The sequence below is a fragment of the Thiomonas intermedia genome (assembly GCF_002028405.1).
GTDB lineage: Bacteria > Pseudomonadota > Gammaproteobacteria > Burkholderiales > Burkholderiaceae_C > Thiomonas > Thiomonas intermedia.
On sequence record NZ_CP020046.1, the window covers coordinates 18,895 to 42,708 of the forward strand.

Here is a 23,814-nt window from a genome sequence, read left to right on the forward strand (position 1 = left end):
GTCATGAGAACAGGCGCTGCGCCGCGGCGGAGCCCGCGGGCAGACCGCGCTGATCGAGCACCTCGTAGAGCATGTCGAGCTGCTTTTCGATGTGATCGAGCGCGGCGTCGGACAGGGGCGCGTTGTTGTCGTCGACCACGGCGGCATCCAGTGCCGTGGCCAGCTCGCGGGCCACCTGGCGCATGCGGGCAAAAGGCCTTTGCGCCGCGGGCGCCTGAGGCACTTCCAGCAGCAGCGTGGCGTGGCTCACGGCGGCGGCGCTGTCGGACAGATCGGCGCGGGCATCGAACTGCAGGTGCACCAGGGCGGTCGGCGCCTGCTCGACATCCTGATAGAGCAGAACCATGCGCCCCGCCTCGGTGCCGGGCACGAAGCCCGCCGCCTGGGCGCGCTGGCGCAGGAAGTCCATGCCCCAGGGCACGCTGCGGGCCCGCAGGGTGATGGAGAGCTGGGCATCGTTGTCGTTGGCGAAAGCGTCGAGCCCGCGGGCCTGTTCGAGGGCCTCGGCCATGTCGGGCAGGTCGGGCGGCACCCCGAGCGTGTCGCCGAGTTCGTGGCATTTGGCGATGAACTCGGAAAATTCGATGGCGTTGATCGGCCCGGCCCGGTTGCTCAGTTGAACGGCAGCCTGCAGCTCGGCATAGACGCCCTGCGCCTGCAGGGACTCCCATTGGCCGGTTTCGGCGTGGCGGCCCTCGAACAGCATGCGTTTGGCCCCGGCCCGCGCAGTCTTGGGCAGGCGGGGCAGCAGCACGTCGCCCGGGCGCACCGGATCGAGCAGATAGCTGGCAATGGCGTCGATCAGGGGATCGATCTGCAGCGGCACGAGCCGCGGGCGCGGGCCGACCTCCGGGCCCAGCGTCAAGGGTTCGAAGGTCTGGCCGTCGGGATCCGTCGGCAGCGTATCGAGCCCGGCGGGCTCGATGGCCGTCTGCACATCGTCGCTCGCGGTGGCGCGCTGGCGCTTGAATTTGCTCGATTGCCAAGTGTTGTAGGCGATGACGGCGGCGATGATGATGGCGCCGATGACGATCAGGGCGGTTTGCAACTGTCCCATCCAGGAATCCTTCGGGGTGTGATGTGAGGGCTCAGGCGGCCTGGGCGAAGCGTAGCGCCGCGTCCATTTCCACGGCAACGGTACGAGAGACGCCCTGCTCCTGCATGGTCACGCCGATGAGCTGATCGGCCATTTCCATGGCGATCTTGTTGTGCGAGATGAACAGAAACTGCGTGCTGGCCGACATGTCCTTGACCAGCCGGGCGTAGCGCTCGGTGTTGGCGTCGTCCAGTGGCGCGTCCACCTCGTCGAGCAGGCAGAACGGCGCCGGGTTGAGCTGGAAGATGGCGAACACCAGCGCGATGGCGACCAGCGCCTTTTCGCCGCCGGAGAGCAGGTGAATCGAACTGTTCTTCTTGCCCGGCGGCTGCGCCATGACCTGCACCCCGGCGTCGAGAATCTCCTCGCCGGTGATGATGAGCCGCGCGTTGCCGCCGCCGAACAGCAGCGGGAACATGCGGCCGAAGTGGTCGTTGATCTGCTCGAAGGTGGTGGCCAGCATGTCGCGGGTCTCGGCGTCGATCTTGCGGATGGCGTCTTCGAGCGTGGTGATGGCCGTCTGCAGATCGTCGTGCTGGGTATCGAGAAACTGTTTGCGTTCGCGGGCCTGGCCCAGTTCGTCGAGCGCGGCCAGATTGACGGCGCCCAGGGCGCCGATGTCGCGCTGCAGGCGATCGAACTCGCGCGCCAGCGCCGGCGCCTGCGCATCGTCGGGCAGACTGGCGCGGACGGCGTCGAGGTCGGCCTCGCTTTCAGCAAGTTGCTGGGCAAACTGCTCGGCCTGCAGACGGAACTCCTGCTCCTTGAGCTGCAATTCGGTGATGCGCTGCCGCAGGGGATCGAGGTCGCGGTCCAGGGTGAGCCGGGCCTCCTCGCGCTGGCGCAGCTGCTGGGCGATGTCGTCGGCCTCGCTGCGGCGGGCACCGAGGACGGCCTGGGCGCCTTCCTGCTCGCCCAGGGCCGATTGCAGCCCGGTCTGGGCGCTTTGCTCGCTGAGTCGCGCCAGTTCGGCCTGCGCGGTCTCGCGCGCGGCGTCCTGGCGGGCGAGCTGCGTCTGCGCCATCTGCGCCTCGCGCTGCAGATCGGCCAGCTTCTGCTGCAGGCTGCGCACCGCATAGCCGCTCTCACTCGCCTGCGATTCGAGCTGGCGTTGCTGCGCCCGTGCATCGGCGAGTTGCTGCTGCGCGGAGATCACCTCGGTTTCGAGATCGGCCTGCAACTGCTGCTGGTCGGCCAGGCGGGCGTCGAGTTCCTCGAATCGGGCTTCGCTCTCGGCCTGCTGCGCCTGCAGCTCTTCCGTCTGGGCGTCGATGTCGCCCAGATCCGCCGCGATCTGGCCGTGGCGCGCGGCGCTCTGCTCCGCCTGCTGAGACAGCTTGAGCCATTCCACCTGCACCGTGTGGAGGTGCTGCGTGTCCTGCTGTTGGCGCCGCTGCAGCGCGGCGAGCTGCTCCTGGGCCTGTCCGAGATCGTGTTCGGCCTGGTGAAGCTGGGCACGGCTTTGCTCGCCGATGAGCTGCTCCGCCTTGATCTGGCGCTCCAGATTGTCGATTTCCTGCTGCCGGGCCAGCACGCCGGACTGCTCGGAGTCCGGGGCGTAGAAGCTCACGCTCTGGCGCGACACGGCGTGCCCCTCGCGGGTCACCAGCGTGGCTTGGGTCGGCAGACTGCCGCGCAGCGCCAGCGCCTGTTGCAGCGAGGGCGCGACAAACACCGCGCCAAGCCAGTCGTCGAGCAGACCGGCCAGCCCGGCATCGCCGCTGCGCACGCCTTCGCGCAGGCAACGGCAGCCTTCGGGCGGGATGGCCGCGGTCGGTGCCCCGGTGCCCTGCGCCTGTACCGCGGCGGAATAAAACGCCAGCTTGGCTGGCGGCGCATCGCCGCCGAAGCCGGCGGCCATGTCGAGCTGCCGAAGCTCCAGGGCCGACAGGCGCTCGCGCATGACGGCTTCGAGCGCGGTTTCCAGCCCCGTTTCCACTTGCAGGCGCGACCAGAGTTGCGTCAGACCGTCGAGCCCGTGCCTGGCCAGCCAGGGGCGCAGCTTGCCCTCGGTGAGCACCCGCTCCTGCAAGGTCTTGAGCGCGGCGATGCGTGCGCTCGTGGCCGCAAGTTGCGCCGCGGCGGCTTGCTGCGCCTGCTGTGCCTGCTGCCGCGCCTGCTGCCTTTCGGGCAGGGTGTCGTCGAGCTGTTCGCGCTGTGCACGGGTGGCGTCGAGCTCGTCGGTCAAGTTCTCCTGCTGGCGCTTCAGATCGGCCAGGCGGAGGCTGTCGGGCGCGACCACCGTGCGCTGCTCGGCGCGAAGCCGCTCGGCGCGCTGCTGCAACTGCTGGATCTGCTGCCCCAGGCTGCGCTGCCGCGCCGCCTCGGCCTGCAGCGCCTGCTGGGCGCCGGCGGCCTGGGCGCGCTCGTCTGCCGCGCGCAACTGGGCGTCGCCCAGGGCCGCTTCGAGCGCGGGCAGGGTTTCGCCATGTTCCTGCGCACGGGCCTGGGCGACTTCGGCCTGGATCTCGGCGTCGGCCAGACGTTCGGCGGTGTTGGCGGCGTCGGCCACCGAGGTGTCGTGCCGGTGCTGCCACTCCTGCGTTTGCGTGTCGATGGCCTGCAGCGTGTCCTGGGCGCGCTGGCGCGCTTCGAGTACGAAGCGGATTTCCGCCTCGAGCTGGCTGACGCGCGACTGCGCCGCGTAGAACGCGGCCTGCGCCCGGTTGAGCGTATCGCTGCTGGCGAATTGCGCCTGCCTGAGGGTTTCGATCTCGGCTTCGATGCCGCGCTGCTCGGCGATGCGGGCCTCCAGCGCATTCATGGCCTCGCCGCCGGCCAGGGTGATCTGCTGGCGTCTGGCCTGCGCCTCGTCCTGGCGCAGCAGCCAGAGCTGCTGCTGTGCGCGGGTGGCATCGGCCTGCAGCGCCTGATAGCGGGTGGCGACCTCGGCCTGCTGTTCCAGCCGCCCCAGATTGCTGCCGAGTTCGCGCAGGATGTCCTGCACGCGCGTGAGGTTCTCCCGGGTGTCCTGCAGGCGGTTCTCGGTCTCGCGGCGGCGCTCTTTGTATTTGGAGACACCAGCAGCCTCTTCGAGCATCATGCGCAGGTCTTCGGGGCGCGACTCCAGAATGCGGGTGATGGTGCCCTGGCCGATGATGGCGTAGGACCGCGGCCCCAGGCCGGTGCCGAGAAAGATGTCGTGCACGTCGCGGCGGCGCACGGCCTGGTTGTTGATGAAATAGCTCGACGTGCCGTCGCGGGTGAGTACGCGCTTGATGGCGATTTCGGTGAACTGTCCCCACTGACCGGCGATGCGGTGATCGCTGTTGTCGAACACCATTTCCACGCTGCAGCGGCTGGCCGCCTTGCGCTGGCCGCTGCCGTTGAAGATGACGTCCTGCATGGACTCGCCGCGCAACTCGCTGGCCTTGCTTTCACCCAGCACCCAGCGCACCGCGTCGATCACGTTCGATTTGCCGCAGCCATTGGGGCCGACGATTCCGCTGATGCGGCCGGGGAATGGCAGCGTCACAGGTTCGGCAAACGACTTGAATCCGGCCAGGCGGAGCGAGGTCAAACGCATCGATAGGGTCTAACTCTATGATTTACAAAAGAAATTGTGAATTTCGCAGCAGAGGGAAATCATACCATCGCCCCTGAGCCTTTCCCGCAATCCCTCGGGGCGACGTGGGCTGGCGACGCCTATCATCGCGCCGCATGAAAGCCGCCCAGATCCAGACCCTGTTCGAACGCTTCGCCGCCGCCGAGCCCCATCCGCGCACCGAGCTGGAATACCGCACGCCCTTCGAGCTGCTGGTCGCGGTGGCGCTTTCGGCCCAGGCCACCGATGTCAGCGTGAACAAGGCCACCCGCCCCCTTTTCGCCATGGCCAACACCCCGCAGGCCCTGCTCGACCTGGGGGAAGACCGGCTGCGCGACGCCATCCGCACCATCGGGCTTTACAAAACCAAGGCGAAAAACATCATCGCCGCCTGCCGCATCCTGATCGACCAGTTTGGTGGCGAAGTGCCGCAGAGCCGTGAGGCGCTGGAGTCCTTGCCGGGCGTGGGCCGGAAAACGGCCAATGTCGTCTTGAATGTGGCCTTCGGGCAGGACACGATCGCCGTGGACACCCACATCTTCCGCGTGGCGAACCGCCTCGGGCTCGCGCCGGGCAAGACGCCGCTGGCCGTGGAGGCGAGGCTGGACAAGGTCATACCGCCAGACTATCGCCTGCATGCGCATCATTGGCTGATCCTGCACGGCCGCTACGTTTGCAAGGCGCGCAAACCGGAATGCTGGCGCTGCGCCATGACCGATCTGTGCGCCTTCAAGCCCAAGACGACGGCGCCCCGATGAGCGCGGTCCGATGGTTTGTCTCGGCCACGCTCGCCGTGGCGCTTTGGCTGGCCGCGCCGGTCGCCTGGGGCGCGCCGGTTCAGGTCACCGACGACGCCGGGCAGAGCGTCACCCTGCCCTCGCCGGCCCGGCGGATCATCGCGCTGTCACCGCAACTGCTCGAACTCAGCGCGGCAGCCGGGGCGAGCCGTCAGGTCGTGGGCACGATCCAGGGCGCGAGCAACGTGCCTTGGGCGCGCAAGCTGCCCCTCGTGGGCGACGCCTTCGCGCTGAATCTCGAAGCCATCGTCCGTCTCAAGCCCGATCTGATCCTGGCCTGGGAGTCGGGCACGCCACCCCGCGATGCGGCCCGGCTGAAAGCGCTGGGCATTCCCGTCTTCTGGAGCCAGGCCAACACCTTTGAATCCCTGGCCTCCACGGTCAGCCGCATCGGCGTTCTGGCGGGAACGTCGCGACAAGCTGCGCGCTGGGTCGGCGATTTCGCCCATCGGCTGGGCGCGTTGCGCCAGCGTTATGCCGGGCAGAAGCCCATGGTGAGGGTGTTTTACCAGGCATGGTCCACGCCCCTGATTACCGTGGGTGGCACGCAGCTCATCAATCAGGCCATCACGCTGTGCGGTGGACGCAACGTGTTCGGCCATCTGGCCGTCCTGGCGCCCACCATCAGCGCCGAGGCCGTCGTCGAGGCCGATCCTCAGCTCATCGTGACGGCCAGCCCGCAAGGTGCGCAGTGGCTCAAGGCGTGGAAGCGGTTTCCGCAGATCAGTGCGGTGCGACACGATCAACTGGTGCCGCTGTCTCCTGACGCTCTGCCCCGCATGGGAGTGAATGTGCTCGACGGCGTGCAGCAACTCTGCACCGCCATGGCCACCGCCCGACGATCCCGCGCCCCTTGAGGCGACCCGATGCGGCAACCGACGCGGCGCCGGACACCCGCTTCTGGTTTGTTGATCTGGTCTGGAGAAAGATGAACGGGTCATGGGCCTCGCCATGCCGACGTCTCCCCCTCCCAACCTCCCCCACGACGTGGGGGAGGAGAGAACGGCGCTGCGCGTGATCTGCGTAAGCCCTCCCAACCTCCCCTACGCCGCGGGCGAGGCGTGTTGGCTCCCTCTCCACTTGTGGGGAGGGTTGGGGTGGGGTGCCGTTTCAGACTTCAACGTGCCGAATCAATAGCCGGAAATTGTGCAGAAGTTGTCACAGGGTCTGAGGCGCCCTTGCCTATGATCCGGGCTTCGCCCCCCAGAGGCGCACATTCGCCCCCGCTTGACGGGATTGTCTGGTCAGCGACAGCGCACGCATCATGCAGGCTCATTTACCCGAAAGCCTTTTTTCTTCGCCACCCCGGCGCCAGCGTCGTGTGCACGACCGCACGCCGCTGGCGCACAGACTCTCTCCTGCTCGTGTGAAAACCTTGTCCCTGCCTCTGTCGCAACAGGTGCGCAATGCCATGCGCCTGGGTACGGCCTCCCGATTACGAGATCCGGCGGCACCGCTCGAGCGCCCGCATCTGCGCGATGTGCACATCTGGGAGCTCGATCTGCGTCATCCGCCGGCCCACGCGCTGGACCTGCTCGACGCCGCCGAACAGGAGCGCGCCCGACGCTTCGTCTTCGCCATCGACCAGACGCGCTACATCGCCGCGCATGGCTGGATGCGGCAGATTCTCGGCCGCTACCTGGGCCGCGCCCCACAGGATCTGCAATTCACGTCCGGGCTCCACGGCAAGCCCGCCCTGAGTGGCCGCAAGGATGACGCCTCCCTGTGTTTCAACCTCAGCCACAGCCTCGACAAGGCGTTGCTGGCCGTGAGCAACGGTCTTCCGGTCGGCGTGGACATCGAGGCCATCCGGCCCGATCTTCCCGACAGCGCATTGGCCACAGGCGTGCTGACCCAAGGGGAACTCGACGAACTCGCGCAACTCCCCCCCAAACAGCAGACGGGCGTGTTCTTCGCCTGCTGGGCGCGCAAGGAAGCCTGCATGAAGGCGCTCGGCCTCGGACTGGCGCTTGAGCCCAAAACCCTGCATGTGGGCATGATCCCGGCGCGGCAACGGGTGCTTTCGGAGCATGCCGCCGACTACATCGACCTGTCTCCGTTGCCGAGTCCGTCCGGTCACGCCGCCGCGCTGGCGGTCCTGGGCGGCTTCGGCAAGGCGCTCTACCGCCAGGCATCCCTGCCCGGGAGGTCTGATTGATACCGGTGCGATTCCTGAATGGCAGCCGTGAACTGGTGGGCCTCTATCTCGAACCCACGGGGCAGACCCCTGCGCGGCACCACGCCGTCTTGCTGTGCAACCCTTTCGGGCAGGAAGGCATCCGCGCCCACCGGCTATACCGGGTGATGAGCGAGCGGCTCGCCGCCGCCGGCTATCACGTGCTGCGCTTCGACTACTACGGCAGTGGCGACTCGGCCGGAGCCGACGAGGCATGGGACCTTCAAGGCAGCGTGGCCGACACCCAGGCAGCCTTGATGGAGCTGCTGCGCCGCAGCCACGCGCCGGTGTGGTCAGCCGTAGGGCTGCGTCTGGGCGCCACCATCGTGCTCGATCTGGTCCGGCGCGCGCCCTTGCCGCCCCAGTTGCTCATGCTCATCGAGCCGGTGCTGGATGGACGGGCCTATCTGAGCGACCTGGCGGCCTCCAGCCTCGAGGCGCTCAACCGGGGCTACGGCGCACGCTGGCCGATGAGTGCCCGCCTGCGTCAAACCCTGCTGCCCGAGCCCGACACCGAGGCGCTCGGCTTCTTTCTCAGCCCGCAGGCCCGCGCGCAGATCGAAGCCATTGCGCCCGCGTGCCTGGACGCTGTTCCGGCTGCGGCCATTCGCCTGCTCACGCCCGACCTGAAGCAGACGCAATGCCAGCTCGACCAGGCCCGGCTGCACCCCGACCGACTCCAACTGGTCGACACCGAATCGCGCATCGACTGGGCCACTGACAGCGCTGCGGCCACGGCCATCGTGCCCATGCACTGGATCCGCGATCTGATCGACCATCTCGCTCCCGTCGATCATGCGTGAAACCACACAGACTTTCGGTCCACAGGGCGATCTGCTGGGCACGATCACCTTTCCAGATGCCGCCGCGCCTTCGCCGCCGCGCTTCGGCGTACTGCTGTTCAATGCCGGCGTGATCCACCGGGTGGGGGCGCACCGCGTCAACGTCAAGCTCGCCCGCGCCCTCGCCGCCGACGGCGTGGCTACTCTGCGCTTCGATCTGCATGGCATGGGCGACAGCCTGAGGGCGGACGGCCGACTGTCCTACAAAGAGCAGGTCGTCGCCGACCTGCATGCCGCCATGGATCTTCTTCAGAGCAGCACGGGCGCCCGGCATTTCGCCCTGGTGGGCTTTTGTTCCGGCGCCCTGCCGAGTTACTGGAGCGCCCAGGCCGATCCCCGTGTGAGTGCCATCGTGCTGTACGACGCGCTGAGCTATGCCACGTCGCTGAGCGTGATGCGTTACCTGGGTCTGCGCCTGATGCGGCATGGATTCGGCCCGCGCGCCTGGGGGAAGTGGCTGCAAGTGGCCGTGCGCGGCGTGGGCGCCGTCGTCCGCAAGATCACGCGCCGGCTCGCCGGAGGCCGCTCTTCCGCCACTGCGCAGGTCAGCGACGCCGAGATCGATGACGACCAAAACATCGACCGGCTCACCCTGGGGCGCGGCTTGCTCGCGCTGACGGAGCGCGACGTCGGCGTCATGGTCTTCAGCGCTGGCACCGATTTCAGCGCCGTGAACTACGCCAATCAGTTGCGTCAAACCCTCGGCCTGCGAAACATTCGCCATGACCGTCTGCTCTTTGCCCATCTGCACGACATCGACCATGCCGTAACCACCCGGGTCGCGCAGCAGCAATGGATCGAGACCGTTCGCGGCGGCCTGCTCCAGCTCGCGCCGGTTCAGCCGCCGCCCTCGCCATGACCTTGCTCATCCTCTTCTGGGGCGCGGCCCTGTTCATCACCTACACCTACGTCGGCTATCCCGTGCTGATCGCCCTGCTGGCCCGGCTGCGCCCCCAGGTCTCGTGCCCTCTGCTGGACGATGACGGGCTGCCTCGCGTCACCGTGGTCATGGCGGGTTACAACGAGGCGGCACGCCTGCCCGGCAAGATCGCCAATCTGCGGGCGCTCGATTATCCCCAGGACAAGGTCGACATCCTGGTCGTCTCCGACGGTTCGACCGACGCCACCACCGACGTGCTGGGCAATCTCGCGGGCGTTCGGGTGCTGGCCTACCCGCAGCGCCAGGGCAAGGCCCATGCGCTCAATCTCGCTCTTGCCCAGGTGCAGACCGAATTCGTGGTGTTCTGCGATGTGCGCCAGGATCTCGAAGCCGGGTCGGTGCGGCGGCTCATGTCCGATTTTTGCGACCCCACCGTAGGCGCCGTGAGCGGCGAACTCGTGCATCGCCCCAGCAGCACGCAGGCTGGTCAGAACATCGGTCTTTACTGGCGCTACGAAAAGGCCATCCGCAAGGCCGAGAGCCGCTTTCATTCCACGGTCGGCGCCACCGGCGCGCTCTACGCCATCCGCACCCGCGATTTCGCGCCGATCGCGCCCGACACCATCCTCGACGATTTCGAAATTCCCATGCGCATCACCCGCATGGGCAAACGCACCCTCATGGAAGCGCAAGCCCACGTCTATGACGTGCTGCAGGCAGAGTCCTCGGCCGAGCAAAAGCGCAAGATCCGGACGCTGACGGGCAATTTCCAGACCTTTTCGAGACATTTTTGGCTGTTCAGTCCGGCACAGAACCCGGTATGGTTCCAGTTCATGTCCCATAAGGTGTTTCGTTTGCTCGTGCCTTACGCCCTCGTCATCACGTTAGTAACCAGCGCCTTCGTGCCTGGTCCGTTCTATCGCTTGGCCTTGGCCGCCCAGGTGGCGTTCTACCTCCTGGCCGCGGCGGGCCACTGGGCGCCCGCACTGCGCCGGAACAAATTCGTCAGCTTCGCCCAGGTCTTCGTCGACATGAATGCCGCCGCGATGCTGGCCTTGCTGCGGTTTGTGCAGGGACGTGCCGACGCGAAATGGGAAAAGACATGAAGCGGCTGAGCCTTCTCATGTACCACGGCCTGTATGCCAGCGAGGCCCAACGCCTGGCGATCGATCCGATCGACCGTCCCTATGCGGTTTCGGCCGAAGCCTTCGCCAGGCAGCTCGATCTGATGCTCGCCGCAAAAATCCCGGTCATCCATCCTCGCGCCCTGGAAGGCGTGGGCGAGGCCATGCCCACGGGTGTCGTGCTCACCTTCGACGATGGCCACGCCAGCAATGCGGAACTCGCCTTGCCACTGCTCCGGCAGCGCGGCCTCAGCGCGCTGTTTTTCGTCACCACCGACTTCATCGGCCAGCGCCCTGGTTTCTGCACCTGGGACCAGCTGCGCGAACTAACGAAGAACGACATGGTCGTGGGCGGGCACGGACAGACGCACCGTTTTCTCAGCGACCTTCCAGACGACGCGCTGCGCGCCGAGCTGCAGCGATCGCATGACCGCCTCACCCAGGAACTTCAGACGGAGGTCCGGCAGATGTCGTTCCCAGGTGGCCGCTATGACGACCGCAGCCTGCGCGTGGCGCGCGAAGCGGGCTATGCGGTGCTCCATGGTTCGGACATCGGCGCGCTTGGGCCGCAGGCGACACCCCATGAAGGCACCCTGCCCAGACTGGCCATCCGTGCCGGCACTCCGGATGCCACCGTCCTGGCGTATGCCCAAGCCGACGCCGCGACCCTGTTCCGCGCCCGAACGTTTTCGCAAGCGAAAACCCTGGCCAAGCGCCTGATCGGCAACGCCCGCTACCACCAGCTCTATGCCCGCGTCAAAGGCGTGCCCCACCAACAGCCATGAGCGCGACAAGCCCGCATCCGCGCCAGAAGCCCGGCGTTCTGAGCAACCGAAAAATCGCTTCGGCCCCGGCTGCAGCAGAGCCAGCCCCCGAATCTGCGGACTGGGCCGGGCCGCAGCTTTACGCCACGCTCAGACTGCTCGCAGTCCCGGCCGTCTTCGTGCTGAGCCTCATAGTCTTCAAGCTCCATCCGGGAAAAATCGGCCTTTACGGCTTCGCGCTGGTTTTCGGCATCCTGCTGCTGGTGCAGTTGCGCAAAGGCCCGGAACCCCTGCTCGCCCTTGTGGTGATTTATTACCCGCTCAGCAAGTTGTACCCCGTCCTGATTGCACCAGGCGTCAATGGGACCAATCTGCTCGAGTTGTTTCTGATTGCGGTCTGGGTGACCCTGGCTTTCAAAAACAAAAGAAAGCTGTTTCATTCCCTGCCCTTCACGCGGCTTATCGGCGTCTGGTTCTTTCTGAGCGTGATCGCCATCTTTACGGCTATTTACAACATCGGTCTTCATCCCTTTTTCTGGAATTATCTGTTGTCGGTTCGTGGTTTTTTTGATCAGTTCATTATATTTTTCCTGGTCGTGAATCTGATTCAAGACAAAAACATGGCGCGCAGACTCATTGTCTACATGATGTTCTCGGCCGCCGTGGTATTTCTTTATGGCATCCAGGAATGGTGGTTTACCCGAGGCGCCAGCAGCATCGAGAAATCGCGTCTGTTGGGTCCGATCGGACAGCCCAACGAATTTGCGGCGCAGACCATCTATGCCCTGGCGCCACTGCTGGCTTATGGCGCCTATTATTTTCCGCGCTGGAAGTCCTTGCGCATGGCCCCCATCGTCCTGATCGGGTTGAAGGTGCTGCTGGCCGCCTTTTCGCGCGGCGCCTATCTTGCCTTCGCGTTGGAATTGATCACCCTGTCTTTCGTGAAAAGCAAGAAATTCTTCGTCCTGGTACTGCTTGTCGTAGGGTCGATCTATTTTTTCATTCCCTCACTCGTCCCCAATTCGATGAAGGCCCGCGTGGAGCAGACCTATCAGGATCGTGAGGCCGGTTCCACCATCGACAAAAGTGCCGATTCGCGTTTTCTGCTTTGGAATGCAGCTATTGAGATGACCAAGGAGTCGCCCATTTTCGGCAAAGGTTTCGATCAATTTCACAGCCTTGTGCCAAATTATGTTCCTGGTTTTTACGAAGGTTCAACGGGTGACGCGACCGATAATCAGAACATGTTCCTGTATACCGCTTCCAATATGGGACTGCCAAGCCTCATCACGCTCCTTCTCATCATTGGTGCGCTGGCCTTGAGAGGCTGGTCCCTTTATCGCAACAGTACGGTGGATATCGACCGCATCATCGGCCTGGGAGGCATCACCCTCGTGGCGGGTCTTATCGGCGTGAACATGTTTGGAACCCACATCATCGATACCGCAGTTGACGTTTATTTCTGGATTTATATTGCCATCATTGCGCATTTGATCGGCCCTAAGAAGACCGCAGTTTCCGCGCCCCAGCCCCATGCCAAGCAGCGTTAATCAACCTCCCCCCCTCATCGTCCATATGATCGACGAGCTGCCTCGCGATGGGGCGGAGATGCTTTTGGTCGATTTGATGCGCTTGCGCATTCCGGGCTACCGCTATGCGATCGTGTGCCTCATCCGGGGCGGCCCGCTGGAGCAGGAGTTCGAACGCCTGGGCATTCCCGTGGTGATCTTCGGCCGCAGGGGCAAACTCGATCTGGGTTTGGTGTTTCGAGTCGCGTCCTGGCTGAGGCGGGAGAAGGCTGCGGTCGTTCACACCCACCTGTTCACCGCAGACACCTACGGACGCCTGGCCGCACGACTGGCGGGTGTTCCAGCCGTGTTCTCGACCGTGCACAACATCGTCAACCCCTGGAAGGGCAAGGGCCGCAAGCTGATCGACCGGCTGTTTGCGCGCATGAGCACCGCCGTGGTGGGCTGCAGTGAAGAGGTCACGCAAACGCTGGCCACGCGCGACGGCATTCCGCCGCGCAAGCTGATCTCCATTCCCAACGGCATCGATCTGCAGAAGTTCTCGAGTTTCTCCGGGGCGGGCGTGCGCACCGAGTTCGGCCTGCCGGAAGACCGGTTGCTTATCGGCATCGTCGGCAGGCTGCACGAACAGAAGGCGCATGGCGACCTGTTTCACGCCTTGGCCCAGTTACCGCAGGTGCGTGACGGTACGCTGAATTGTCTGGTGGTCGGTACAGGCGATTTGCAGGACGCGCTCAAACAGCAGGTCCAAGACCTCGGGCTGCAGAACTGCGTGATCTTCACGAGCATGCGCACCGACGTGCCCCGCCTGGTCGCGGCGATGGATGTGTTCGTGATGTCGTCGCACTGGGAGGGGCTGCCGATCGCCCTGCTGGAAGCCATGGCGAGTTCGAAGGCGGTGCTGTGCACGCGCGTGGGCGGCATTCCCGATGTCGTCGTCGACGCAGACAACGGCCTGCTGGTCGGTGCGCGCGATGTGCCCCAGTTTGCCCGGCGCCTCGACGAACTGCTGCAGAACGCCCCGATGCGGGCACGGCTCGGGCAGCGCGCGCGCGACACCGTCATCGCCCGGTTCGACGTTTCGCGTACCGCGGCCGCCTATAACCGGCTCCATCAACAAGCCCTGGGCCTGCCCCCGGAACCCCATCCGGCGCGCGTCGCCCCGGCGGAGTAAACCATGCGTCGATTGCTTGCCTCCGCGCTGCTGCCCTATGCCCGATTGCGCAACGCGTTCAGTCCCGGACTGCGCATCCTGATGTACCACCGCGTCGCCCAGCTGGCGGCCTACGACCAGCTCACCGTGTCGCCCGAGCGTTTCGATCAGCAGATGCAACAGCTTGCCGCGCACAAGGTCGTCAGCCTCGAAGTGGGGTTGCAGGCCCTTCGTGCCGGGCCGCTGCGCGAACCCTTGTTTGCCGTCACATTCGACGACGGCTACCTCGACAACCTGACCGAAGCGTTGCCCATCCTGGAGCGTCATCGCATTCCTGCCACCATTTTTGTCACCACCCAGTTCTGCGACCAGGCGCTCAGCCATCCCCGCTATGGCGACCCGGGCGCGCAGCGCTTGCACCTCGACTGGGACGAAGTGCGCCGCCTGGCTCGCACCCCGGGCATCACCATCGGCTCGCACACCCGCACCCACCCCTACCTGCCCACCATCAGCGACGCCATGGCGCAGCAGGAAATTGCCCTGAGCCGGACGGAAATCGCCGAGCAGCTGCACGCGCCAGTCTCGTTTTTCTGCTACCCGTCAGGCGACCTTGGTCCACGCGAACTGGCCTTGGTGCAGCAGTCGGGCTATGCCGCAGCGGTCAGTGTCGCCCCCGGCGTCAACCGCCGGGATGCGGATCTGTACCAGCTCAAGCGCACCGAAATCACCGACCGCGACGACCCGGCCCAGTTCCGCCTGAAACTCGCCGGTGCCTTCGATCCGATTCACCGCCTGCTGCATGCCCGGCGCACCCGCCGCTTTGCGCAGAAACACCTCAAACCCAGCGCCTCCTTCGAGGCCACGACGCTATGAAGATCCTCTATCTGATGACCGAGCCTTTCGGTATCGGCGGTGTGCAGTCCGACGTGCTGACCCTGACCGAAGACCTCACGGCCAAAGGCCACATCGTCTATGTCGCCACCACCGACGGCATCTTGCTGAACGAGCTGATCGGCAAGGGCGCCGTTCACGTGGACATCGATTTCCATTTCAGCGCACCCTCCCAGTTCCTTCGGGCGCTCAGGCAATTGCGCGAAGTCGTCAAACGCGAAGGCATCGAGCTGGTCGCGCCGCAATCGGTGCGTTCTTCCATGGTGGCCTATGCCGCACTGCGTTTCACCCCCTACGGTTATCGCGTGGCGGGCACGGGGCGCCGGGTGCCGATCGTGACCACCATCCACAACATCCACAACCCGAAGAATTTCAAATGGGCGGGCCGCATCCTGCGTCAAAGTGCGGACTTCATCATTTTCGAATCGAACTACGAGCGCGACCGTCTGCTGGCCCATGGTCTGCCGGCCGAACAATCCGCGGTGATCCACAGCGGCATCGACCTCGATCGTTTTTCCTCCGCGACCCGTACGGCCGATTTCGCCCGGCAGTATGGGCTGGAGCCCGGCAGGCATCTGATCTTCGGCATCGTCGCTCGCCTCTCCGAAGAAAAGGGCCACAACTACCTGGTCGAGGCTTTCTCCAAGGTCGTGCAGCGCAAACCCGAAACCCGCCTGCTCATCGTCGGTGACGGGCCCCTGCTCGATCAGACCAAGGCGCAGGTTGATCGCCTCGGCCTGCAAGACACGGTGATCTTCGCCGGCATGCAGCGCGACATTCCTTCCCATCTCGCCTTGCTCGACGTGTTCGTGCTCTCGTCCACTCGCGAATCGTTTCCCCTCTCGGCCCGCGAAGCCATGGCTGCGGGCCGCTGCGTGATCGCGCCGCGCATCGGGGGCTGCGGTGAAGTCGTTGAAGACGGCGTCACCGGCCTGCTCTTCACCGCCGCAGACGTAGACGATCTGGCCGAGAAAATGCTCACCCTCAGCGAACGCGACACCGTGGCCGCTTTGGGCCAGGCCGGACGGCAACGCGCCGAGCGTCTGTTTTCGCGTCACGTCTGGGTGGACGGCGACGAGAAGGTCTACCTCGACTGGGCTCGCCTGCCCGCCCCCGCCGCAGCCTCGGTTGCGCTGTCCTGACGCCCTTGAAGCTCACCCTCGAACTGCTGTTTTCCCCCGTCGGTCTGACGGCTTGCGGCCTGCTTGTTCTTTCCGCGCTAGTCACCTGGCACCGACAGCCGCACGGTCTGCGATGGCTCACCTATGCCATCACCGTGCTGTTCGTGATGTCCAGCATGCCGCTTTTCGCCAACCTCGCCCTCGGAGCGCTTGAGCGACGCGCAAGTCAGGCGCAGGTCTGCCCTCCGCCGCCGCCGCACACCGTCTTCGTCGTGCTCGCCGGCGGCGTGGACGGCAACCCGCCCGACGCACAAGACTACGCCGCCTTGAAGACAGCCAGCCTGAAGCGCCTGATCGCCGCTGTGCAACTCGCACAGCGCACGCCGGGAAGCTCCCTTCTCATCTCCGGCGGCTGGGGCAAGGCTGTGCGCGAGGCCAACCTGATGGGCGCGCTGGCCGAACAAATGGGCTTTCCCCGCCATCGCATCACGCTCGATACCGCCTCTCGCACCACCTTCCAGACCGCGGTCAACCTGCGCGAACGTCTGCTGCAGACACCGCCTGCGCGCCGCTATCTCGTCACCTCGGCAGACCACATGCCTCGCGCCGTGATGGCCTTTGCCCATGAAGGCGTGGCCGTCTGCGCCTGGCCGGTAGACTTTGAGGCCCTGCCCATCCAGCCCCTGGACATGCTGACACCCCAGATCAGCGCCTTGGAAAAGACCTCGCGTGTCGTGCATGAGCTGCTGGGAATGCTCTACTACAGGCTCGTCAAGTTTCAGTGACCGCCACGCTTTGACCCATGCCGTCCATGAACCCGATCGATCACAACGTCGCCTCTGAAGAAATCGAAAAATTCAGCGCTCTCGCCCATGGCTGGTGGGACGAACACGGCGAGTTCCGTCCTCTGCACCAACTCAACCCCCACCGACTGCAGTGGATACGCGACCATGTCGATCTGCAAGGCAAGTCGGTCGTGGACATCGGCTGCGGTGGAGGCATCCTCTCGGAGTCGATGGCGGCCGTTGGCGCCAAAGTAACCGGCATCGATCTGGCCGAGGCTTCGCTGCAAGTCGCACGTCTGCATGCACTGGATGCCCAACTCGATATTGATTACCGCCTCGTCAGCGCTGAGCGTTACGCCCAGGAAGTGCCCGCACAGTTCGACGTCGTGACCTGTATGGAAATGCTGGAACATGTGCCCGATCCGGCCTCCATTCTTCAAGCCAGCGCCAGCCTGGTTCGCCCCGGCGGCTGGATTTTCTTGTCAACCCTCAATCGCAACGCCAAGGCCTATCTCTTCGCCATCCTTGGCGCGGAATACGTCATGAGGTTGCTGCCCAAAGGCACCCACGACTTCGCCAAATTTCTACAACCCTCGGAATTAGCCGCCATGGGCCGTCGCTGCGGGCTGGAAACGGCGGATATCGCGGGCCTTGAATTCCAACCTTTCTCCCAACAATTCCGAATCACGCAAGACCCCAGCGTCAATTACCTCATGGCCTTGCGCCGCCCCCCCGCATGAAGAACAGGCCTCCCGTACGGGCCTGTCTGTTCGACCTCGACGGCACCCTGGCCGACACGGCTCCCGATCTGGCTGCGGCCCTGAACCGCGTGCGAGCCGACCATGGCCTGCCCCCCATGCCCCTCGATGTCTTGCGCCCCATGGCCTCGCATGGCGCGCGCGGCCTGCTCGGCATCGGCATGCAGGTTTCGCCGGACGATGCTCGCTACAACCCGCTGAAAGACGACTTCCTGGCGTATTACCTCGGCGCCATCCGCGTTGAAACCGAGCTCTTCGACGGTGTCTGCTTATTGCTCGAACAACTGCAGCGGCGTGCCATTCTCTGGGGCATCGTCACCAACAAGCTCAGCACCTATACCCAGCCGTTGGTCGCCCAATTGCCCTGGCCAGAACCGCCGGCTTGCATCGTCAGTGGCGACACCGCCAAACGGCCCAAGCCCGCCCCCGATCCTCTCCTGTACGCCGCCGATGCGCTGCAGATCAATCCCGCCGAATGCGTCTACATTGGCGACGATCTGCGGGACATTCAATCCGCCAAGGCCGCCGGCATGCAGTCCATCGCAGCCGCCTATGGCTACTGCGGGCCAAGCTCGCCCAACGATTGGGGCGCAGACGCCATCATCCACCACCCCCTTGATTTACTGACCCTGGACCTCATGTCCTGAACACGGCGGCACCCCATCGGACGCCGCCGTACAATGAGCACTCCATGGGGCCGACCCGGTTTCGACGTGGATAACAAAACAGACAGGTGCATGCCGAGCCCCAGTACGCTCGATAAACCACTGGAAACTAAGTAACTGCGAACGATTCTTCGTACGCCCTCGCCGCTTAACACCGGTGAGCCTCGCAACGGTTGGCCGATGGGCCGGGGTGGTAACACCTGCGAGGTCATACACATTGGCTCGAGTTGAATTTCGCCACGCGATTCAACCCTAAACTCAGTGGATCGCCCCAAATGAAGCGCGTACACCCGCGTCATAGGGGTTAAAACCAAAAGGCGTTACTAAGCACGTAGATCCTGCTGTGGAGTATTTGCGGACGGGGGTTCAATTCCCCCCGGCTCCACCATTACCTAAGCCTAAGTGATTGATTCACTTAGGTTTTTTCTTGGGTCGCATTCGGTGCCCACAAAACTGCCCACAAAACCAGTTTCGAGACCGGGCTTCCCTGCCCTGCAGACGGGAGCGCCAAATGCCCCCCCGCGCTTAACGGCCGCTCATAGGCTCAAATTCTTTCCTTGCCCCTGCCTGCGCACCCCCGCTACGCGTGGGTGCATTTAGCCGCTCCAGCCGCCCGCCATCGCGTTTTGCCGCCACTCGCGCATAACAAGTTGCCGGGTGCGGTTCGCGGGTTTTGACCTGCTCCCCGCCAGCCGTACCAGTCTGAAGTTAGTGAAGTCCGTCAACCAGTTGGAGAATGACGGACATGAAGAAGAGCAGATTCACCGAAGAACAAATCATCGGCTTGCTCAAACAGGCCGAGGCCGGCATGCCGATCAAGGAGCTGTGCCGCAACGGCGGCTTCAGCGACGCGACGTTTGACAAGTGGCGCGCCAAGTTCGGCGGCATGCAAGTCTCTGAGGCCCAGCGCCTGCGCGAGCTCGAATCCGAGAACGCCAAGCTCAAACGGCTGCTGGCCGAGGCCCACCTGGACATGCACGCGCTCAAGAGCGTTCTGGGGGTAAAGCGCCAGCCCCACAGGCCAGGCGCGAGGCGATCCGGATCATGGTCAGCGAACACCATTTGTCCGAACGCCGCGCGTGCCGTCTTGTAGGGCTCTCACGCGACAGCTACCGCCATCCGCCGCAGGCCGATCAGGCCACCGTGGAGTTGCACGAGAAGATCGTGGAGATCGCAAACGTGCGCCGGCGCTTTGGCTATCGGCGAATCCACGATCTGCTGCACCCGCAGAGTTCCCCGGGGTCACCCACAAGCGGGTGTACCGCCTCTACCGGCAAGCCAATCTGGCCGTGCGCCGTCGCAAGAAGGGCAAGCGCCCTGTCAACGAGCGGGTGCCGCTGCAACAGGCACGCACAGTCAACGAGGTCTGGAGCATGGATTTTGTGAGCGACAGCCTCTCGGGCGGGCGGCGCCTGAAGTACTTCACGGTGGCCGATGACTTCAGCCACGAGAGCGTGGAGATCGCGGTGGACTTCGGCATCTCAGGCCAGTACATCACCCGAGTGCTGGACCGCGCTGCGCTGTTTCGCGGGTATCCGCAGGCCGTGCGAACGGACAACGGTCCGGAGTTCACCAGCCGGGCGTTCATGGCCTGGGCGCAGGCGCATGGCATTCGCCACATCCTGATCCAGCCTGGGCGCCCCATGCAAAACGGCTTTATCGAGAGCTTCAACGGCAAGTTCCGTGACGAGCATTTGAACGAGTGCTGGTTCGAAACCCTGCATCAGGCCAGGATGGCCGTGGCGGTCTGGCGGCAGGACTACAACGAGGTCAGGCCGCACAGCAGCCTGGGCCGCATGCCACCGGCTCGCTTCGCCGAGCTGCATCGCCAGCGCGCTGGCGATGCAGCTCAATCCCCATCAACCCAAAACCCATCGAGTAACCTTGAACCCGGACTTCCCCTTTTGATTGGTACGTCTACAGGGGGCAGGTCACAGTGTGATGGGGTTCGGCAGCGTGTCGTCCAGGAAGGCGGCCACGATATCGGGCGCCAGCGTGGTCAGGTTTGCATGGGAATCAACTCACCAATTCACCAATTGTCACGGGCGTCAGCCGGGGGCTTGCTCCTGACCCACAAAAAAGCCCGACGGATGGGTCGGGCTTGCTTTGTAATGACTTTTTTGTAGTGACTTGATACTTAGGGTCTTTGGTCGGGGCGAGAGGATTCGAACCTCCGACCCCCTGCACCCCATGCAGGTGCGCTACCAGGCTGCGCTACGCCCCGACGACCAAAGCACGCAATCATACATCAATATTCAATGCTCAATCAAACTTCTTCGGATGGCGAGTAGTTCTGCGCGCAGTTCACCCATGTCTTGAATAGGAGGCAGCAGCGAGCGGGACGGCTGGACAGCATCTCCCTGAGGTGCTGCGCTCTCGTGAGACTCATCGGCCACGCTCCCTCCAAGCCGGGCGCGAGCGCCACTGATGGTGAAGCCCTGTTCGTATAGCAGTTCACGAATGCGGCGAATCAGCAGGACCTCGTGATGCTGGTAATAGCGCCGATTTCCCCTTCGCTTCATGGGGCGCAGCTGCGCAAACTCCTGCTCCCAGTAGCGCAGTACATGCGATTTAACACCGCACAGCTCGCTGACTTCTCCGATCGTGAAGTAGCGTTTCGCTGGAATGGGCGGTAAAGCTGGGACGACGCTCATGGCATTAGGCGAGTGGGCAAAAGCGGATTCAATCGATTCAGGCTGGCATTTTGCCGCATGGCCGACAACGCAAACCAGACGACGAGATCTGCCGGATGGTCCTTGCTTGCGCGTCGGGAAATCCTGCGCTAGCGGAAAGCCTTCAGCGCACGCCGTACGCATCTGCCGGGCGGTCGCTTCAAGGCGCGGTTTCAGCAATCTCGGCTATCACGTCGCTCTGCAGCTGGTGCTTGAATTTGTGGCTGGCGTGAAAGATGACCACTCGCCGTGCCGCAATCGGGATGATCTCGCCCGTGCGGGGATTGCGGCCAGGCCGTTGCGCCTTTTCGCGCAGCTGGAAATGTCCAAACCCTGAAAGCTTGACATCTTCCCCGCGTCCCAGTGCATCCCTGATCTGATCAAAAAACGCGTCGACCATGTCCTTTGACTCGCGCTTGTTGAGGCCGATGCGTTCGTAAAGCTGCTCGGCGAGTTCTGCCTTGGTCAGCGTCGGTGTCTGCACCGATTCGATCTGTATGCGCGCCATGTGCCCTCCTGTGTGCTGTGTTTCTTGTTGTGGCTGCCGACCTCAGCTTCTGAGTTCTGCGCCCGTCGCCTTCGCAACTGCGGAAACCAAGGCGTGGCAGGCGGCATCGACCCGTTCGTCGGTCAGGGTTTGCTGATCCTGCAGTTGCAGGCGGAACGCCATGCTTCTCGTCGCCGACTCTCCCGGCGGATTGAAGACGTCGAACAAATGCGCTTCGCGAATGATGCCGCAAACGGGGACGCTCTGGATGGCGGTTTGTACTGCTTCCTGCATCTGGGCAAACGTGATCGTGGCCGAAACCTGGAACGCAAGATCTCGCTGCACAGCGGGTACGCGATTGATGGGCTCAAACGTCGGCAGCGGCTGGTTTTGAAGCGCACTCGCATCAAGTTCAAAGACGACGGGCGCAAACGACAGGTGATACCGCTGCACCCACTGCGGATGCAGTTCACCCACGATCCCTAGGCTCTGTCCATCGACCCACGCCTCGGCACTGCGCCCGGGGTGAAGCGCCGGGTGCTGAACGGGTTGCCAATGCACCACGCCCACGCCTTCGCACAAGGCCTGCACATCGGCCTTCACATCGTAGAAATCGACACGACGCTCCGGTTCGGCCCATTGCACCGGCACCACCGAGCCGTAAGCAAGGCCGGCCAATCGCATGGGCTGCCGGACACCGGCGACTTGTAAAGGGCCGTCGGGCTCTGTGACATCGCGGATGAAGACGCGCCCGAGCTCAAACAGCCGCAATCGTTTGGCGCGGTGATTGAGGTTCTCCGCCAACACGTTCACCAGAGATCCGATCAGCGTGGACCGCATGACCGACATCTGCGAGACGATAGGGTTGAGCAGTCGAATCGGCTCGCTCTGCCCTGCAAAATCCTGCTCCCACTGTGCATCGACGAAGGAGAAGTTGAGGGTCTCCTGGTAGCCAAGCGCGGCAGCTTTCAAACGCAGGCTGTGCAGACTCCGCCTGCCCTCCGGTACGGGCAGCGGACTCAACCGTGCCACTGGGGCCAGAGTCGGAATGTGTTGATACCCGTGAATGCGGGCCACTTCCTCGATCAGGTCTTCCTCGATTTCGAGGTCGAACCGCTCACTGCCCGGCGTCACGATCCACACCGGCCCATCGCGGTGCTGTTCGAGTTCGGCCTTCAGACCCAGGCGCGCGAAGATCTCGCCCATGCGCTCGGCGCCAATGGGAATGCCGATGACCTTCTCGCAACGCGCCACGCGCATGCGCACCGGCACGCGCTGAGGCAGCTGAGTGATCTGATCATCGGCCGGGCCGGCCTGCCCACCGCAGATGTCCAGGATCAGTGCGGTGATTGCATCGAGATGCTCGACGGTGGTTGCGTAGTCAACCCCGCGCTCGAAGCGCGCCGCGGCATCGGTCGAAAAATTCAGTCTGCGTGCCCGGCCACGAATCGCATCCGGCCACCAGAAGGCGGCTTCAAGATAGATATCGGTGGTGTCCAAGGTGACCGCCGTCGACTCTCCGCCCATGATGCCGGCCAGTGACTCCACACCGTTCTCAGCGGCAATTACCCCCATATCGGCATGCAACGTGACGGTCTGTCCGTTCAGCAATTCGAGTTGTTCGCCCTCGCGAGCCCAGCGCACAGTCAGCGCGCCTCGAATCTTGGCCAGGTCGAACACATGGCTCGGCCGTCCCAATTCCAGCATCACATAATTGGAGATGTCGACCAGGGCCGAAATGCTCCGCTGCCCGCTGCGCTCCAGTCGAGTCTTCATCCACTGGGGCGTTTCGGCACGAGCATTCACGCCACGAATGACGCGACCGGAAAAACGACCACATAGATCGGGCGCCTCGATGCGCACCGGCAGTCGATCCGCAAGCGACGGCACGATGGACTTGAAATCCGGCTGGTTGAGCACGGCCCCCGTTACCGCTGATACTTCGCGCGCAACACCCATCACGCTCAGACAGTGCCCCAGATTGGGAGTGAGCTTGATGGTGAACACGGCCTCATCCAAGGCCAGGGCTTCGCGAAGATCGGTCCCTGCTGGAAGATCGTCGCGCAGGGCAAGCAGGCCGCCGTGATCGGATGACAATCCAAGTTCACGCGCCGAGCACAACATGCCCTGCGAATCCACACCTCGCATCTTCGCCGCACCGATACGAAATACGCCCTGCCCCTCTTGCGGCAGCTCGGCGCCGATGAGCGCGCAAGGCGCCACCATGCCGACCACGACGTTGGGCGCGCCACAGACGATCTGCAGCAGTTCCGGCTGGCCAACATCGACTTGACAGACGCGAAGCTTGTCCGCATTGGGGTGAGGCTGGAGTTCACGCACCCGACCAACCACAACACCCGAGAATGCCGGTGCGGCAGTCTGTACCCCTTCCACCTCCAGACCCGCCATGGTCAGGGTCTCGGCCAGGGCCTCTGTCGTGAGCGCGGGATTGCAGAAGTGGCGCAACCAGGATTCTGGAAACTGCATGGTCAACTCTTTGTGATGTTCAGATCAGCGGCCGCGCCGCGCG

At 64.2% G+C, this 23,814-nt stretch carries 19 protein-coding genes, 1 tRNA gene, 1 other RNA gene and 1 pseudogene; 16 read left to right on the plus strand and 6 right to left on the minus strand.

Annotation, left to right across the window (positions count from 1 at the left end):
• Position 1 precedes the first annotated feature (1 nt).
• Complete coding sequence (locus tag BVH73_RS00090) at positions 2-1,057, minus strand: cell division protein ZipA C-terminal FtsZ-binding domain-containing protein (RefSeq protein ID WP_079414997.1); 1,056 nt, start codon at positions 1,055-1,057, stop codon at positions 2-4.
• A gap of 31 nt (positions 1,058-1,088) precedes the next feature.
• On the minus strand, positions 1,089-4,622 hold the full coding sequence (gene smc, locus BVH73_RS00095; RefSeq protein WP_079414999.1) for a chromosome segregation protein SMC: 3,534 nt from the start codon (positions 4,620-4,622) through the stop codon (positions 1,089-1,091).
• 134 nt (positions 4,623-4,756) lie between these two features.
• On the opposite strand from smc, the gene nth reads away from it, so the two are divergent.
• From nth to BVH73_RS15595, 16 genes and pseudogenes are all read left to right on the plus strand, one after another.
• On the plus strand, positions 4,757-5,398 hold the full coding sequence (gene nth, locus BVH73_RS00100) for an endonuclease III (RefSeq protein WP_079415001.1): 642 nt from the start codon (positions 4,757-4,759) through the stop codon (positions 5,396-5,398).
• Positions 5,395-6,294 carry a cobalamin-binding protein gene (locus BVH73_RS00105; protein WP_079420180.1) on the plus strand — a complete coding sequence of 300 codons (900 nt, stop codon included), beginning with the start codon at positions 5,395-5,397 and terminating at the stop codon, positions 6,292-6,294. The genes nth and BVH73_RS00105 overlap by 4 nt, the downstream gene beginning before the upstream one ends.
• A gap of 509 nt (positions 6,295-6,803) precedes the next feature.
• Positions 6,804-7,595 carry a 4'-phosphopantetheinyl transferase family protein gene (locus BVH73_RS00115; RefSeq protein WP_245800363.1) on the plus strand — a complete coding sequence of 264 codons (792 nt, stop codon included), beginning with the start codon at positions 6,804-6,806 and terminating at the stop codon, positions 7,593-7,595.
• 5 nt (positions 7,596-7,600) lie between these two features.
• Positions 7,601-8,416, plus strand: a complete 816-nt coding sequence (locus BVH73_RS00120) for a serine aminopeptidase domain-containing protein (RefSeq protein ID WP_245800364.1) — start codon at positions 7,601-7,603, stop codon at positions 8,414-8,416.
• Positions 8,409-9,314: an alpha/beta fold hydrolase gene (locus BVH73_RS00125; protein ID WP_079415008.1), complete on the plus strand. Its 906-nt coding sequence runs from the start codon at positions 8,409-8,411 to the stop codon at positions 9,312-9,314. Before BVH73_RS00120 ends, BVH73_RS00125 begins: the two co-directional genes overlap by 8 nt.
• Positions 9,311-10,441, plus strand: coding sequence for a glycosyltransferase family 2 protein (locus tag BVH73_RS00130; protein ID WP_079415010.1), 1,131 nt, complete (start codon positions 9,311-9,313; stop codon positions 10,439-10,441). Before BVH73_RS00125 ends, BVH73_RS00130 begins: the two co-directional genes overlap by 4 nt.
• On the plus strand, positions 10,438-11,244 hold the full coding sequence (locus tag BVH73_RS00135) for a polysaccharide deacetylase family protein (RefSeq protein ID WP_079415012.1): 807 nt from the start codon (positions 10,438-10,440) through the stop codon (positions 11,242-11,244). The genes BVH73_RS00130 and BVH73_RS00135 overlap by 4 nt, the downstream gene beginning before the upstream one ends.
• The gene (locus BVH73_RS00140; RefSeq protein WP_079415014.1) at positions 11,241-12,773 is read left to right on the plus strand and encodes an O-antigen ligase family protein; all 1,533 of its coding nucleotides are present in this window, start codon (positions 11,241-11,243) and stop codon (positions 12,771-12,773) included. Before BVH73_RS00135 ends, BVH73_RS00140 begins: the two co-directional genes overlap by 4 nt.
• A gap of 58 nt (positions 12,774-12,831) precedes the next feature.
• A complete protein-coding gene (locus BVH73_RS00145; protein WP_245800365.1) occupies positions 12,832-13,926 on the plus strand; it encodes a glycosyltransferase in 1,095 nt (364 codons plus the stop codon).
• Positions 13,927-13,929: 3 nt separating this feature from the next.
• Positions 13,930-14,778 carry a polysaccharide deacetylase family protein gene (locus BVH73_RS00150; RefSeq protein ID WP_079415018.1) on the plus strand — a complete coding sequence of 283 codons (849 nt, stop codon included), beginning with the start codon at positions 13,930-13,932 and terminating at the stop codon, positions 14,776-14,778.
• On the plus strand, positions 14,775-15,938 hold the full coding sequence (locus BVH73_RS00155) for a glycosyltransferase family 4 protein (protein ID WP_079415020.1): 1,164 nt from the start codon (positions 14,775-14,777) through the stop codon (positions 15,936-15,938). The genes BVH73_RS00150 and BVH73_RS00155 overlap by 4 nt, the downstream gene beginning before the upstream one ends.
• A gap of 5 nt (positions 15,939-15,943) precedes the next feature.
• Positions 15,944-16,702: a YdcF family protein gene (locus tag BVH73_RS00160; protein ID WP_079415022.1), complete on the plus strand. Its 759-nt coding sequence runs from the start codon at positions 15,944-15,946 to the stop codon at positions 16,700-16,702.
• Between the two features lie 26 nt (positions 16,703-16,728).
• Positions 16,729-17,442: a bifunctional 2-polyprenyl-6-hydroxyphenol methylase/3-demethylubiquinol 3-O-methyltransferase UbiG gene (gene ubiG, locus BVH73_RS00165; RefSeq protein WP_079415024.1), complete on the plus strand. Its 714-nt coding sequence runs from the start codon at positions 16,729-16,731 to the stop codon at positions 17,440-17,442.
• Positions 17,439-18,107: an HAD family hydrolase gene (locus tag BVH73_RS00170; RefSeq protein WP_079415026.1), complete on the plus strand. Its 669-nt coding sequence runs from the start codon at positions 17,439-17,441 to the stop codon at positions 18,105-18,107. The genes ubiG and BVH73_RS00170 overlap by 4 nt, the downstream gene beginning before the upstream one ends.
• Before the next feature lie 46 nt (positions 18,108-18,153).
• Positions 18,154-18,513: a transfer-messenger RNA gene (gene ssrA / locus BVH73_RS00175) on the plus strand.
• A 357-nt stretch (positions 18,514-18,870) separates the two neighbouring features.
• Positions 18,871-19,990: pseudogene (locus tag BVH73_RS15595) on the plus strand (IS3 family transposase); the annotation flags it as partial.
• 282 nt (positions 19,991-20,272) lie between these two features.
• On the opposite strand, the gene BVH73_RS00190 reads toward BVH73_RS15595, so the two are convergent.
• The 4 genes from BVH73_RS00190 to pheT all read right to left on the minus strand — a co-directional run bounded on the left by BVH73_RS00190 (position 20,273) and on the right by pheT (position 23,771).
• A tRNA-Pro gene (locus tag BVH73_RS00190) sits at positions 20,273-20,349 on the minus strand.
• A 31-nt stretch (positions 20,350-20,380) separates the two neighbouring features.
• On the minus strand, positions 20,381-20,779 hold the full coding sequence (locus tag BVH73_RS00195; RefSeq protein WP_079415030.1) for a MerR family transcriptional regulator: 399 nt from the start codon (positions 20,777-20,779) through the stop codon (positions 20,381-20,383).
• Between the two features lie 178 nt (positions 20,780-20,957).
• Positions 20,958-21,305: an integration host factor subunit alpha gene (locus BVH73_RS00200; RefSeq protein WP_079415032.1), complete on the minus strand. Its 348-nt coding sequence runs from the start codon at positions 21,303-21,305 to the stop codon at positions 20,958-20,960.
• Positions 21,306-21,347: 42 nt separating this feature from the next.
• A complete protein-coding gene (gene pheT, locus BVH73_RS00205; RefSeq protein WP_079415034.1) occupies positions 21,348-23,771 on the minus strand; it encodes a phenylalanine--tRNA ligase subunit beta in 2,424 nt (807 codons plus the stop codon).
• Between the last annotated feature and the right edge of the window lie 43 nt (positions 23,772-23,814).